Raw genomic sequence first — 15066 nt, forward strand, 5'->3', positions numbered from 1 at the left:
CGAGTGCGTACCAATCACCCGAACTGTATCGGTGCATCTCCGGTCCTTTCCTTGGCGCTGAGGTCGCGTGGCAACGTGTCTTCATCGGGCACGTGCGTCAGAGTGTCGTCCTCGGCGGCGTGGCCGTCGGCGATGATCGCGTCCACGACCACGACGGTGATGTTGTCGCGGCCGCCATGGAGCAGCGCTTCGTGAACGAGTCGCGTGGCGGCAGCCTGAGCCGATCCTTCCTCCGATAGCACCTGGGTCAGTCGAGCCGTATCAAGTTCTTTGCTGAGGCCATCGGAACAGATCATGATCCGGTCTCCCTGCGCTACCGGAATGAGCCAGTAGTCGGGCTCGTCGTAGGAGCCGGCGCCCACAGCTTTTGTGATCACGTTGCGTCGTGGATGGCGTTCGGCTTCCGCAGATGAAATCTCGCCCTTGTCTACCAATTCCTGCACTTCTGAGTGGTCCACGCTGATTTGTTCGAGCACTCCGGCCGCGAGACGGTATGTCCGGGAATCTCCGATATTCATGACGAGCCAATAAGCCTCGCCGCCCTGTTCGGTGACCGCCACACCCGAGATGGTGGTTCCGGCGGCTTCGGCGCCAGCGCCGATGCCCGAAACGTCCCGGACAGCTCGCGCAAAGGCGCGTTCGACGTCGTCGAGCCCGACCAGGGCGCGGCCGCGGAGTTCGGCGAAGGCTTCAATTGCGGTGGCGCTGGCACGGTCCCCGGCGGTGTGTCCGCCCATTCCGTCAGCAACGAAGAACAGGGGCGGTTCGGCGACGAAGGAATCCTCGTTGAGTTCCCGCCGTCGCCCTCGGTCCGTATGCGCTCCCCAGGCTAGTTCGATCATTGGTTCTTTGCCTTTTTCCATGGGACCTGTTTGATGAAGGGTAAGGAAAACCGGGGACGTCGGAGCCGCAAGTCGCGCATCGCAGAACGTGGGAAATACCGGGCTGCCAGGCGTCGCCGCCAACCGACGGCCCTTCGGATGCGCCCGGCTGCTGTCTCCACATCCGCCCAGTAGGCAGCGATCTCGGCGTCATCCGGCTGGCCGACACCGAAGGCGGCATGATCCGCCCGGACTGCCAGTGGAGCGATCGCTTCTTCCCGGAAGTGTTCTCCAAGCAGCTCCGCTTCCTCACGACGCGTTGCTCCCACAGGCACCACGGCGCCGTGGTCCACCACCACGTCAACCAACTCGGACCATCCGCCGCTGATACGGTCTGCTGCGCGCGGCGCGGCACGGCGCGCGCGGCGCCTACGGGAACGCAGCCACGCGGCCAGTCCGACGGGAGCCAGCAGTAGGGCGAAAATGCCGAGACCGGTCCCGGTCCAGCGCAGCACTGCCCACAGGCCCAGGTCGCTGGGAGTGGACCCGTCAGAGGCTTCCTTGACAGGAGGCGCCGGCGGAAGCTCGACGGGTGGAATCACCGGCGGCGGCGGCTGCTGTACCTGGGGCTGCGGCTTCTGCTGATGCTGCGGTACTTCCTGCTTTGGAACTTGATCACTGGGCGGTGTCGGGTTGAAGCTCACCCACCCAATGTGCTCAAAAGGCACCTCTACCCACGCGTGCACGTCGGCCCCGGTGATGGTGCTGCTGCCGTCAGCCGGGTGTTCCTGACGGAAACCCATAACCACCCGTGCCGGAATGCCCAGCTCCCGGGCCATGAGTGCCATCGCCACTGCGTACTGCTCGTCATCGCCCACCATCTGGGACCCCTCGAGCAGGGTGGAGATGCGCTCGGAGGTATGTCCTGCCCGCGACCTCGCTTCACCCTCGAGGCCGTGGCTGAAGAATCCGGACGTGTGGAGCTTGGCTTCGATGGCCTTCAGCTGTGTCCAGGGGGTTGAGGCGCCCGCCGTGAATTGGGTCGCAAGTGTGCCGACGATCTCGGGAACGTTTTGTGGCGTCGGAAGCGTCATTGGAGAAACACGGGCCGAAGCCAGCGCCGCATCGTCCGGGGTCTTCGGGATGACGGCTTCGGCCGTGTATTGGTCGCCCGGGAGGACGCCGCCGACCATGACCGCGGTTCCGGTACCTGGGTTGTAGTTGAGGTCCCCGGGGCGGTTGCCTTGGCCGCCGTCGCCGAACTGGATCGACTCGAGATAGCCGGCGTCGGGCATCCATACCCCCGTTAGCTGGTCGATGGTCACCGAATAGGCTGCGTGGTCACCTTCTGCCGTGTTGACGATGTTGCGCCCCACTCGGGAAAATTGGCCCGCACCCGCTGAGCCGTTGCTTGCGACCCGATAGACGATGCCGTCATATTGGTCCAGTGTTGCCAGTCGGACGGCGGTGCCTTGCGGGAGCCCCTGAACAGTGAAGAGCTTGAGGGATGCTCCTGCGGTGGTGAACTGGCGGAATGAGGTGAGCGGGCTCGCGAGGTCGTGAACGTCGAGCGGAGGCACGACGGCGTCCCGCAGGACCGTACGGTCGTTCGGAAGCGCGGTGAGCGCTCCGGCTGCGAGGCCTGCACCGAGTGCGACAACAAGCATGGCAGCTGCCATGGCCCGGCGGTTGCCGCCGGGCACGTTCCCAATGGCCAGGTTTCCGGCGCCGCCGGAACCCCCGCTGCGCAGGGCCCAGGCTGCCAACAAAACGGTCAATCCGGCGCCGACAACTGCGGGCATAAACGCCGAGTACGTGCTGAACGTGACCGCCACGAGCAGCAGCCCGCCAGCCGGAAGGGCGGCCCACTGGGGCCTGCTTGCGCGAAGCACGATACTTCCCGCAATGACACTTCCGAGCATTCCGAGGGCAAAGGGGGCGATCAGCAGTGAATCCATACCGGAAACCGGCGTCGCCGCGGTCAGCATGCTTTTCCACACCTGAATGAGGCCCAGCGCGAGTTCTTTGAGGACGTCCAGTGAGGGAACCATCCCGAACAGGCTCTCGGCACGCAGGACGACGGCTCCGCCAGCGGCGAAATAAAGGGTGACGGCGATCACCGTCACGCTAAGGGGCCCCAGGCGCCAGCGTGCCCCAGCCGCAGCGACGATGCTTCCCAGCAGCACGCCCCCGCCGGCCGCGTACCAGAAGTCAGGTTCCCCATAGACGGGGTAGAGGGGGACCAGCGCTAGAGCAACCGCGACGGCCGCAATGACGGCCGCCATTGCCTTGCCTCCGGGTCTTGCCAGAGCCATCAGAGCCCCTTCCGGAGAGCGGCGCCGAGGTCTTCCAGGGTGGGCACCGTCAGCAGTGTGAGATCGCCGGACGTCCGTCGGCGGAGCCCGGAGTTCGGGTTGACGGTGACGGCAAGGCGGTGGGCCGCCATCGGAAGGCGGGAAGAAGCACGTGTAAGGTCTTGCGGGCCCACCCGGGATCCTGCCACAAGCACCACGATGGAGGCGCCCGGAGCGTGCGCGGCGATGGTCCCTGCCTGTTCCTGGAGAGGCCGGGCGCGGTCATTGAGTTCCACAGCCGAGAGGCCATCCAACAGTTGCCCCTTCGTGTGGCGCGCCATTGCGCGGTGCGGTCCAAGAAGCGTGATCGCCTTCCCATCTGCCAGGGCATGCACGCCTACTGATCCGGCGATGCTGACTGCGAGCTCGAACTCGTCCGGCTCGGCGTACTCCGAAGGTCGTGAGGCCAGGAGGATGGCCAGCTGTGAGCGGCGGGTTTCCTCAAACTGACGGACCATCAGGTTCTGGGTACGGGCGCTCGATTTCCAGTGGATATGGCGGCGGTCATCCCCCGGTGCGTATTGGCGCAGGGCGTGGAAGGAAATGTCGTCATTCGAGATGTTCTGCTTCGCGATCCCTTCAAGGTCCCGCAAGAGGCCGGTGGAGGAGTTGGCGAGTTGCACGATCCGCGGGTGCACATAGAGTTCGGTGGGTTCGTTGAGCCCTCCGGCACGGCGAAGCAGGTGCAAAGGGTCCGACTTTACGGAGCGGACCGGGCCAAGCTGCAAGACAGCGCGTCGCTGGGTAGGGACGGTGAAGAGCTCCTCAAGCTCCTCCCCAGCTCCAAGACGCGGCACCTGGAAGGTTGCCAGGCCGCGGCCAACAGGGAGCTCAACGTGTGCAGGAGCAATGGCGCGGGTTCCCAGGTTGCGTATGAGCAGACGTCCCACGGCCTGCTCCCCGACCACGACCCGCTTGCTGGCCAAGTCGATCGTGACCTCATACCGGGCTTTACCGAGGACAAATCCCACGGCTGCGAGGAACAGCACGCCAAGAACACAGGCCGCAGCCCACAGTTCCCGCCAGCCCAGCGCGAGTCCGAGCGTGAGGGCCGCGACCATCACCGCGAGGCAAATCCACCCGGGCCTGCTCACAATGCCAAGTTTCACCGACGCAGCCACCCACACCGGACGGAGGCGGGTGGAGGCTGCCTTGGCCGTCTCCAGGATGGGGCCGATCCGCCCCCGGAGCCGGGCGAGATTTGCCGTGAGCAGCGCAGGCGGAAGGAGCCTCGCGAGCGGCCGCCTCTCCGCTGCCTGGCTCACGCGGCGGCGCCGCGCGTCTGTGGAGCGGCGACGTCTGCGAGGGCCCGGGCCAAGACCGATTCCGCGGTTGCTCCCGCGAATTCCGCATCGGGATCCAAGACGATCCGGTGCTGCCACACGGGGAGGACCAGCGCCTTAATGTCATCGGGGAGCACGAAGTAGCGACCCTCCGTGGCCGCCCACACTTTTGCTGCTCGGATGATCGCCAGCGAGCCGCGTACGGAGACGCCCAGCCGGACGTTCGGATCATTCCGCGTTGCCTCGGCGAGTTGGGCCGTGAAGCGGAGCACCGCCGAATCCACATGCACGCCGTCCACGAGGCCTGCCATGTCGGAGACTGCCTGCGTGGTGATGACAGCATTCACGGTGGATGAACGGTCGCGGGTCGAGGCGGCGCCCAGGATAGCCTCGGCCGCCTGGAGGTCTGGGTAACCGATGCTCGTCTTGATCAGGAAACGGTCCAGCTGCGCCTCGGGAAGCCGGTATGTACCGGCTTGCTCGATCGGGTTCTGGGTGGCAATAACCATGAAGGGCCGGCCTACCTCGTGCCCTACGCCGTCGACCGTGACCCTGCCTTCTTCCATGACCTCAAGGAGTGCCGATTGGGTTTTCGGGGAGGCCCTGTTGATTTCATCCGCCAGGACGATGGAAGCGAACACGGGACCCCGGTGGAATTCGAAGTGGTGGGTCTGCTGGTCGTAGACAGTGATGCCGGTGACATCGGACGGCAGCAGGTCCGGGGTGAACTGGATCCTGTGATGCGTCCCGTGCACTGTCGCGGCAAGGGATTTCGCCAGCTGCGTCTTGCCTGTTCCTGGCGCGTCCTCGAGCAGCAGGTGGCCTTCGGCGAGCAGTGCGGTCAGGACGAGCCGGATGATCTCCTGCTTGCCGAGCACAGCCTGGCCTATGTTGTCGCTGAGCTGCTGGAAGGTTCCGGCGAACCACGTGGCCTGTTCCTGGGTGATTGTCATGCTTCGCTCCTTAAACGTTCTGGTGGACTGTCGCGGAATACGGCCCGCTCAGCCGGATCTCATACCAACCTGATTGCCAGTCGGCCTTGCCGCACAACTGCAGGGTTCCTGTCCCGCTGAGGGAGCCGCTCCATGAGTCGTACGGAGTTGTGCCTCCCAACGTCTGGTTGGCGTAGCACTGCAGCGTGTAGTTTCCAGCTGGCAGGTTCGCGTAGTTCAACTGCAGGAAGTATGTGCCGGCCTTCCGGGAGTCGGGGTTGCCCCTCGAAATGCTCAGCCGTACCGGGTTGCTCGTCGCCGAGGCTGAACCCGACGCGGTCTTCCGCGCGGCATCCGTGGCATCGGTAGTCACCGTGACGGTGGCGTTCACTGTCTGGCTCGGGCCAAGCCCTGAGGCCGTGTAGCTCGTCAGTCCCGCTCCGCCAGATGTATTCCCTGCGGACGTGTTCACCTGCACGCTGGTGATGTTCCGGCCATTCCCGTCCACAGACCAGGTGAACGATACCGTGCCGTCACCACCTGTGCCGACGAGGTTGCGGACCAGGGGCGATCCGTAGGGATTTACCGGGTTCGATGACGTCGCGGGGCCCGGCGAGACGCCCTGAACGGTTGATTCGCCCCACACCTGGATGGTGTACGAGGTGCCGTTGGCCAGGCCCGAGATAGTGCCGGTCGTTGCGCTGCCAAAGGAGCCGGTCAAACCACCCGGGGTCGCCTTCCAGCGCCAGCTGATCTCGTTCGGGCGGTTGCCATTCAGCGGGCCAGGCGTGAAGTTCACCTGTGAGCTGTGGTCGCCCTCGGTGGCCGTGACGCTGACGGGTGCCGAAGGCGCGTTGGCTGCCCGACGCGGCGCGGAATCCGGGCTCGGCGCGGATACACCTGCTTTGTTGCGGGCGGTCACGGAGAAGGAGTAGTCGGATTCGCTGGTATCAACCGTGACGTTCTGGCTGGTCCCGGCGAGCGTGAGGGAGTTCACGACGGCGCCGCCCCGCTTCACGCTGAGCGTGTAGTCAGCGACGGGGTCGCCGTTAGCGTTCGGGGGTGCCCACGTCACCACGATCTGCGCCTGGCTGCCCACAGCAGTGGACGGCGAGGTTGTTGGCGGCGCCGGTGCATCCGGCACGCCGGCGGGAATGACGGAGGCCGAATACGGGCTCCACGCCGACGGTTCGGGTGCACGGTTGTTTGCCTGGACACGCACCTGGTAGGCGACGCCGTTCTCAAGGCCGTCCCACACCATCGAAGTGCCCGCGACGCCGGTCTTCTGGACCGAGCCGTAGGCCGGCGCGGGAGAGATCTCCAGCGTGTAGCTCGTCACCGGCGAACCGTGGCTGACCGGCGCGGTCCACGATACGGAAACCTTTTTGTCCCCGAACACTAGCGCGGGCGCTGCGGGAGCCTCGGGCCGCGCGTCGGGCCGAGCAGGCGCGGAGGCCGGCGAAGGGTCGGATGTTCCGACGTCGTTGGTTGCCGTCACGGTAAACGTGTACTCGACGTCGTTGGTGAGTCCATCCAAGGTACACGTGGTCGACGCGCACGACTTGGAGTACCCCTTCGAGGAGGACACCGTGTAGCCCGTGATGGGTGAGCCATTATTCGACGGCGGGGCCCATGCGAGCACCACGGTACTGTCCTGGATCGAACTCACCGAGGGCGTACCCGGGGCTCCGGGTTTTCCGCGTACGGTCAACTTCACATGGCCTTCGACCTGTCGCTCCGGAGCGTTGGTCGCGTCCTGGACCTCGTAGCTGACGATCATCACGCCAACGAAGTCCGGGCTGGGGGTGATGGCAACTTTGTCGCCTTCCAGCTCCGCGGCACCCGAACCAGCATCCACGCGGGTACCGGTGAGCTTAAGCGGCGTCTCCGGGAACGGGTTCACGTCGTTGGCCAGCACGTCCACAACAGATTTCTGGCCTGCCTTCGCATCAGCCACCACGTCATCATTGGCGGCTGCGAGTGGCCTGGAAGAGACCACTGTGGTCAGCGTGAACGTCGCACTCGTCGGAACGGACGTTCCGTCAATGACCTGCACCGCTACCTTTTGGCTCGCACCGCGCGCAGTGGAGGCGTCAGCTTTCACCCACAGTCTCTGTCCTTCGATTCGCGCAGAAAAGCCCCCCGAAACGTTGTCTTTGATGCTGTACGCCAGGCGCTCCAGATCGCCGGGGTTCGGGTCGCGGGACAGTCGGGCCAGATTGACTGGGGTCTCGGCTTCTCCGGGCGTCACCTCGATGGTGGTGCCAAGCAGCGTCGGGGACACGTTCTGGGCGGGGATAACCTGAATCGGGATGGAGAGGGTGGAGGATAGGCCGGTGGCATCATCGGGCCCTGTTCCGTCGGTCACCTGGACCGTGAGCGTATCGGGTCCGAAGTAGTCTCCCGCCGACGTGTAGACGAAGGTGTGTTCGTCTTTAAGGAGCGGAGCGCCATTCGAATGGGCGGTCCTCACGCTGTCGGCTGTAGCGATGCGGGCAACGCGCCCGTCCCGCACCTTGACCACGTCGGCGAGAGCTATGGTGAGCGTGTCTCCGGTCTTCACTTCAAGCGGCTTGGTCACGGACAGTTCAGGCCGCAGGTCCTTGAGGCCCGGTACATGGATGAACGCCGATGCGGTGAGGCCGTCCGCGTTAGTGACCGTATACAGGATGACCTGGGACTCCTCGGCGAACTTGACGTTCACCGTTCCATCGGAGCCCGGTGAGGCGTTGGAGTCATCCGAGGAAACCTGGAGGTCAGAGGCGACGCCATCGGGGTTTTCGTCATTCGCGAGCACGGCGACGTCTGCCGACGTCTTGCCGTACATGTCGATCTTCGCAACGTAGTCGTCCCGCGCGATGGGCCGCTGGGCAGGTGCGTCGTCTTTGACGTCCAGTACCAGCGAGCCCACTGAGCTTGAGCCGTAGATATCGGCCACCGTGTACCGGATGGTGTACTGGCCGCTGCGTGCGGGAGCCGTGACCAGCACGCGGCCGTCAGTGACCTTCCCCGTCACGCCGCCCGGCACGGTCAGGCCGTCTGAGACCAGCAGGATGGGGTCGCCGTCAGGATCACTGTCATTGGCGAGAACGGGCACAGACAGCATGCGGCCGGGCTTCGTGGTCACCGTGTCCGTTGCGGCATAGGGGGCCTGGTTCTGATAGCTCGGCGGGGCAATACCGACGACGACGGTGCCTACCGCTTCAGCGCCGCGGCGGTCGCGGACCACATAGCTGAAGGAGTCGCGGCCCGACGAATCGGGGTATGCCTCATAGTTGAGCCACGTGTCACCGACAGTAACGCGTCCCAGCTTCGGGGCATCGCGTTGGCCCAGGAGTTCTACGGAGTCGCCGTCGGGATCGATGCCGTCAAGCGGCACGGGGATGCGGATGGTGTTGCCGGCGATGACGCGGGCGGTGATGGGCTGCGGCCGTGGGGCTGAGTTATGTGCGTCGTCTTCCTGGACCACCTGGATGGTCACGTAACCGGCCGTGCGGTTGCCTTGCGAATCGGCCACTTCGTAGGTCGCGTGAACCGTTCCCGGATTCTGGCCGGCCTTGAACCGCAGTTTGTCGCCGCTGACGAAGGCCACGCCCTCAGCGGGCGTGGGCTTGGGGGCCACGAGGTCGGGAAGGAGGGTGAGGGTGTCGCCGTCGGGGTGGTAGTCGTTGTGCAGCACGTCGATGGTCACGACGTCGCCGGTCCTTACCGTCGCTGAGTCGTCGACCGTCACAGGAGGACGTAGTGTAGCGGGAAGCGGCACGGGCAGGACGAGGACCTCGCCCAGTGAGGCCTGGCTGCCGTTAGAGACGGTGTAGTGGAAGGTTACGGGATGCCTGAGACCCACTGTGTCAGTTATCCGGATAACGCGGTTCTCCAGCACTTCTGCGGTGATGCCCAGGCCGGCCGGCACCTCGACTGACTGGACAATGAGGATCCCGCCGGCGGCGTCGCTGTCGTTGGCGAGGACGTCCACCAGGGCTGATCTTCCTACCGGGACCATGGCGACATCGCTGACGGCAACCGGACGGCTGGTACCGCTCCCGGGCAGCACGTCGATCCGGATCAGCCCGACCGCGGAGTTCGGCCCATCGGTCACCAAATATTGCATGTAATAAGTGCCGGCGGTGGCCACTTGGAACGTGATCGTGCCCGCGGTGAAATCGGCAGTGATGCTGGCCCCGGCGACCGAGTCGTACTTTGCGAGCCTAAGCGGCGCCCCGGACGGGCTGATGTCGTTTAGCAACGGAGACATCGTCAGGGGTGTCGAGGCAACCGCCGTCATCCGGTCCGCGTTGGCAATCGGCCTCAGCGAGCCTTTGGGCAGCACTTCCACGCGAAGTACGCCCTCGGCGTCGGCCGTGCCGTCCGAAACAACGAGCTTGACCTCTTTGACCCCCGGCTGGCCCGAAACCGCCGCGAAATCAATGATGCCGCTGCTCCTGAAGGTGACACGGTCGCCGGAAGTCGTTGTTGCGGACTTGAGGTACATCTGGTCGCCGTCGGGATCGCGCCAGCCTTGAAGGGCGTCCTGCTGGAGGGTCGCACCGGCCTCAACCTTGATGGACTGCGGACGTTTCAGCTCTGGAGACGAATTTTGCCCCGCAGGATGTACCGCCAGGGTGATGGTGGCCTCTGCCGTCCCTCCCCTTCCATCATCGACCCGGTACTTAAAGCTCAGGGATCCGGTGGCACTCGCCGGTACAGCTACCTGCAGTGCCGCTCCGCCGAGGGCGGGCTGGACTTCAACGCCGGGCGGCACTGCTCCTGCCAGCGATGCTGCCAACACATCGCCGTCAGGGTCGGAGCAGTCCTCGGTGACGCGCAGGATAGTGCTGCGTCCGGCCCGCGCACCGAATTGCTGGTCGATGGCGACGGGCGGGTGGTTCTGTTCGGTCCGTTTCGGGAGGGTGACTTGCTGGTCCGGGCTCTTCTGTTCCTGGTCATCCTGGATGTCCGGCGGCGGGACCACATCGTTCCAGTTCTGGACCAAAAGCATTTTCTGGGTAACAAGCCAGACGCCGCCCCCTTGCACGTCGTTCAGGACGACTGCATCGCGGTTTACACGAAAGACCAACTGGCTGTTGGCTGGGGCATTTGGCACTGCCCCGGATTCGGTCTTTCCTGCACCGCAATCACGCACGTACGTCGAGGTTCCGGACCAGGCCGCATACGCGCAGCCGTTCAGCCAGACAGGGGCTGCGGGTGCGGAATTCGCACCCGTCTTTGGAGTCCGAGTGATCGTGGCGGCACCGCCGTCGAGAGGCTGCGAGACCAGGGCGCTCAAAGTCCCAACCAGCACGTGATCGCTGGCTTGCCCGTTCTGTTGGAGAACCGCATCCTTGCCGTCAGGAATGGCAACCTTCTGCCCGCCGGGCAGGTACAGTTCCCCACTGCCCGAGTCGAATACCACAGCCTCTGAACCGACTGCAGTCAAGCTCAATTTCGCGTCTTTGGGAACATCGCCGAGTTTGCGGGCTGAATTCTGAACGTAGTCCTGGCCAGCGGGAGCGTAGTCACGAACCTCGCCAAGCGTCGGGGAGAAGGCGTGGATGATGCCGTCAAGTCCAATGGTTGCCACGGCTCCATCGCCAAGTTTGGCCAGCGGCTCGGCTCCCCCCAGGCGTAGCCCGTCGATGCTACCTACGGGGACTGCATAGAGGTCGCCGTCGGCGAGAATGGCTGCGGTGTCGCTTCCCGCGGAGACGCTTGCGCCGGCAGGAAGTGATCCGCTTCCAAGGAGCATCACCCTCGCTGGTTCGATCTGGGTAAGGGTGGAGTTGGCGCTGTCATGAACGAGTACCGTGTCGCCCTGCTGGAGGATGTTGTACTGCGGCGCCTTGGTGCGAAGCCCGGAATCCAGCACCCGCGAGGGAAAGTTTAGGTGGCCCACCAGCAGGTCCGACTGCTTGGTGACCCAGACGCCGCCGTCATTGAGCTTGAGGTCAGCAGCCGGAAGTCCGTCGTACTGGAAAGCAAGGGCAGCGGCTGCCAATGAGATGCTGGCCAACGCCGAAACGGACGCCGCCCTGCGGCGCTTACCCTGCAGCAGCGAAGAGATCCCCATACTTGATTGCCCCCACATTCATTCTTGCGCGGACAAACTGTCTATTCGGTCCGCGTCAAGTCAAGTAGACAATGTGTAGCAGGTGGCCGCGCAATGGGACAAAATCCCCATGGTCCGGCACTTAGCAAAACTATTACTGCCCGTAATAAAGGCAAAAATAGAGAGGGTAGAGCCAAGGTTTACTGATAGCGCATTGTCATTTATCACAAGTTTCTCTGGAGCAGGCGCCAGTTAGTTATGATCTTGTTGCCCATTGCTCGAAATGCCAATGACCGAAGTTTGATTATCGAGCCTTGATTCATTCTTGAGCATTTCTTGATCGATTTCTGCGCCATTCTTGAGAAACATAGAATATCCCGTTCCGCGCGTACGAGCCATGAGGGATGATTTTCGGCGGCAGATCTCCGAAACTTCAAGGGAGAAGTCTTTCCCAGCGCCCTGTTGCAGGGTATGTTCTAGCCGGGGGACGATCGACGGCCGACAGATGCGGTAGCGCGGGGAGCCCCGCGTATCCAGCACTCAGAAAGGTCCGTTATGTCCTACTCGCAAGGCTCCGGCCAACAGCAGCCCTTCCAGTATCCGAATTACCCGAACGTGCAGCAGAACAACTCCTTAGAACATTTTCAGGGCTCGAAGTTCAAAGAAAAAGCGACCATCTTCGGTGTGATCGGGTTCTTCTTTCTTGGCATCGTCTTTGGCCCCCTGGCGATCTCGAATGCAAGGAAGGCAGAAGCGCTGCACCACTCGGCCACGCTCGGAAAGATCCTTGGGTGGATCGACACGATCGCTGGCGTCATCTGGTTGCTGATCGTCGTCCTCATTATGGCGAACGCCGGTAATCACTAGATCCACGCAAGAGGGATTCCAGCGCTTTTAGATGGAGTCCCTCTTTGCGCGCTGGTTTACCGGCAAACCGAGGTTGAAGTGCTCCCCTTGATGATGTTCTATGGGCGCAGCGCCTCCGTTGAATTTTGCATTGTCTGGTCCCCGGGGGCCCTTGCTTATCGCCCAGGCAGCCATGGAACGGATCGGCGTCACGAACGCGGGATCGCTCGAACTCTGGCGGGATAATCCTGCCGCATAAGCCTCGCTTCTCCGCAAGCTGCAGACGGGCTATTCCCGATATTGAAGAGCCGGGGGTCGCTGATTTGAGGATTCCGGTGAGAGCGCTTTCAAGAGGATGCCTCTGGGGTTGCTGCGCACCGCTTGGGTGCGACGCCTGGGCCGTGTTGCCGTGTCGTACAAGATTTAGGGGCGTTGACAGTGTCAACACATTCGGATTCGGACTGAGCCGTACATCGCCCGAATTTGCTCGGATTGCCTATGATTTTGGGAGTTGCCAGCCCTTGCAAGGGCTGGAATGCAGTTCGAGTCCCACCTCGGGCACGACGTTTTCCCTCGTCAGAGGCGATTTTGCTTTGTCGTGTTGACAAAGCTTGCGGTCGCGTCATCTGACGGGTTGGTTTGCGTGCTGTGGCCTGGCCGCCGCTGAGCCTATTCAGGTGTGTGGGTGGCGGGTTCAAGACCCTGGCTGGGGCCCTTCCGCCTGCTGTGAGTGCGTTCCTCCGGTTCCTCGTTTTCGGTGCTGTCGGGTGGGCCCGGGGTGGCCTACACCTATTCATGGGCCGGGGGAGTAGGTACGACATGACTTCTGCCATCTGCCAATAGTTGTCTCTGTCAGGTGATAGTGAGCGTGCCCGCGAGATTCGCTCGTCGAGGTTTGTCCTGCCAAAGAGAGTGTGGACATTGTTCACACTTACGTCTGCTTTGTTGGACGGCCGTGAGGAGAACGAACCGGGGATCCGCTGTGTCGCAGCACCCGTCCGGGACGGCTCAGGATCCATCGTGGGTGCCATCAGCGTCTCGGCAACCGCGCCCTACAAGCCCGCGCACCGCATGCGGGAAATCCTTCCCGCGGTGCAGCGCGTTGCCGCCGCCATTTCGAGGGACACGGGCTACAGGGCGGTGCGCTAAACCCTTTGTGCAAGGACCCGAAAACACCCCGCTTGCCCTGGGGTGGGGGGGCTAACTGGTCGCGTCCGGCCCCGAATCGGTTCCCGGGCGCAGCGAATAGTGAATCTGACCAGGCTGTCGGCTGGCGGCTTGCAAAGGTCTGGAGCCCATCAGGCTCGAACGCGAAACTACGGGTGTTCTTAAGCGGTTGCTCGTTTTCGGGTCGCCGCTGGCGGTGGAACTAGGTCATGGCAGCGCGTGGCGGGCAGGCGCTGGTAATAAGGCGACGGGCCAGCTCGACGGCGCGTTTTCCGTACGTGCCACCGTCGAGGACGGACGCGGTGGCGTAGGCCCCATTGAGGACGATGAGGAGTTCTTCGGCGAGCCGGGCGGGGTCCCCGGCGCCGGCATCGGCTGCCAGGGAGCAGAACCAGTCGCGGACCTGTTGTTTGTGGGTAACGGCTGCCAGATGGGCCGGGTGCTGCCCTTCGGGAAACTCCGTGCTGGTATTGAGCATTGGGCATCCCCGGTAGCTGTCGCCGGCGCAGTCCGAAGCAACCACTTCAAAGACGGCGATGAGCTTGTCCCGCGGGTCCCTATGTTCCCCTGCGGCCTCGCGCATGTGCCCGACCCAGGCGTCGGCGCGGCCCTCCACGTAGGCGGTGGCGAGGGCATCCTTGGTGGGGAACTGACGGTAGACGGTGGCGTTGCCAACCCCGCAATCCTTGATGATTGTATCCATCCCCACGGCCCTGATCCCCCGCGTATAGAACAGCCGCGTTGCCACCTCCAGAATGTTGCGGCGGTTCTCCTCGCCCGTCCTGCGCATCACATACTCCTTCAATTCCGCTGCGTCGCCTGACCCAAGTTTGACAGACGGAATGATCCGTCACAAACTTGAGAACGATCCGTCACATAGGGCCTAGTGTCCTGACCCTAAACCACTGGGAGAACGACATGAAGACAGCAGTCCTTGGAACCGGAATGGTCGGCCGCACTATCGCAGCACGCCTCGCCGAGTTGGGCCACTCAGTCACCGTGGGCACCCGCGATGCTGAAGCTACGCTGGCACGGGCTGAGGCGGACGCCATGGGTACCCCGTCCTTCGCCACCTGGGCTGCGGAAAACCCCGGTATCAATGTCGCCAGCTTCGCTGACGCCACAGTGGGGGCGGAACTCATCGTCAACGCCACCAACGGCGGTGCATCCCTCGAAGTGCTGGGCCTGGCCGGGGAGGAAAACCTCGAAGGCAAGATCATTCTCGACATCGCCAACCCACTCGACTTCAGCAAAGGCATGCCTCCAACCCTGTTCGTCAAGGACACCGACTCCCTGGGCGAGCAGATCCAACGCGCCTTCCCCGGAGCCCGCGTAGTGAAGTCCCTCAACACGATGAACGCCGACCTGATGGCCCGCCCGGGACAGCTCTCCGATCCCGGCACGGTCTTCGTTTCGGGCAACGATGCCGAGGCCAAGACCATCGTCAGCGGCCTGTTGAAGGACTTTGGCCACCAGGATGTCATCGACCTCGGCGACATCACCACAGCCCGCGGAACCGAAATGCTCCTGCCCGTCTGGCTCCGCCTCTGGGGCGCTCTCGGAACACCGGCATTCAACTTCAGAATCGTCCGCTGACCGGCAACACCGTCGCGCCCC

9 protein-coding genes are annotated in these 15066 nt (G+C 63.6%); 3 read left to right on the forward strand and 6 right to left on the reverse strand.

Annotated features, from left to right (window positions below):
* Positions 1-14 precede the first annotated feature (14 nt).
* From ACTAQI_RS04620 to ACTAQI_RS04640, 5 genes are read right to left on the reverse strand one after another with little or no spacing between them, the layout of a single operon-like run.
* Positions 15-863 (reverse strand): PP2C family protein-serine/threonine phosphatase, encoded by an 849-nt coding sequence (locus ACTAQI_RS04620; protein ID WP_457949850.1) that lies wholly within the window; start codon positions 861-863, stop codon positions 15-17.
* On the reverse strand, positions 839-3136 hold the full coding sequence (locus ACTAQI_RS04625) for a transglutaminase family protein (protein ID WP_457949851.1): 2298 nt from the start codon (positions 3134-3136) through the stop codon (positions 839-841). Before ACTAQI_RS04625 ends, ACTAQI_RS04620 begins: the two co-directional genes overlap by 25 nt.
* On the reverse strand, positions 3136-4440 hold the full coding sequence (locus ACTAQI_RS04630) for a DUF58 domain-containing protein (RefSeq protein ID WP_457949852.1): 1305 nt from the start codon (positions 4438-4440) through the stop codon (positions 3136-3138). Before ACTAQI_RS04630 ends, ACTAQI_RS04625 begins: the two co-directional genes overlap by 1 nt.
* Positions 4437-5411: an AAA family ATPase gene (locus ACTAQI_RS04635; protein ID WP_457949853.1), complete on the reverse strand. Its 975-nt coding sequence runs from the start codon at positions 5409-5411 to the stop codon at positions 4437-4439. Before ACTAQI_RS04635 ends, ACTAQI_RS04630 begins: the two co-directional genes overlap by 4 nt.
* Positions 5412-5421: 10 nt before the next feature.
* Positions 5422-11457: an Ig-like domain-containing protein gene (locus tag ACTAQI_RS04640; protein ID WP_457949854.1), complete on the reverse strand. Its 6036-nt coding sequence runs from the start codon at positions 11455-11457 to the stop codon at positions 5422-5424.
* 534 nt (positions 11458-11991) lie between these two features.
* Between ACTAQI_RS04640 and ACTAQI_RS04645 the strand changes: the two genes are divergently transcribed.
* Both ACTAQI_RS04645 and ACTAQI_RS04650 read left to right on the forward strand, forming a co-directional pair.
* The gene (locus ACTAQI_RS04645) at positions 11992-12303 is read left to right on the forward strand and encodes a hypothetical protein (protein ID WP_457949855.1); all 312 of its coding nucleotides are present in this window, start codon (positions 11992-11994) and stop codon (positions 12301-12303) included.
* A 900-nt stretch (positions 12304-13203) separates the two neighbouring features.
* A complete protein-coding gene (locus ACTAQI_RS04650) occupies positions 13204-13431 on the forward strand; it encodes an IclR family transcriptional regulator domain-containing protein (RefSeq protein WP_457949856.1) in 228 nt (75 codons plus the stop codon).
* Between the two features lie 220 nt (positions 13432-13651).
* Here the strand turns inward: ACTAQI_RS04650 and ACTAQI_RS04655 are convergent, their stop codons facing one another.
* The gene (locus ACTAQI_RS04655) at positions 13652-14239 is read right to left on the reverse strand and encodes a TetR/AcrR family transcriptional regulator (protein WP_457949858.1); all 588 of its coding nucleotides are present in this window, start codon (positions 14237-14239) and stop codon (positions 13652-13654) included.
* A 128-nt stretch (positions 14240-14367) separates the two neighbouring features.
* Here ACTAQI_RS04655 and ACTAQI_RS04660 point away from each other — a divergent pair, with 128 nt between their 5' ends.
* Complete coding sequence (locus tag ACTAQI_RS04660; protein ID WP_457949860.1) at positions 14368-15045, forward strand: NADPH-dependent F420 reductase; 678 nt, start codon at positions 14368-14370, stop codon at positions 15043-15045.
* Positions 15046-15066: the final 21 nt, after the last annotated feature.

The sequence above is a fragment of the Pseudarthrobacter sp. alpha12b genome (assembly GCF_054130495.1).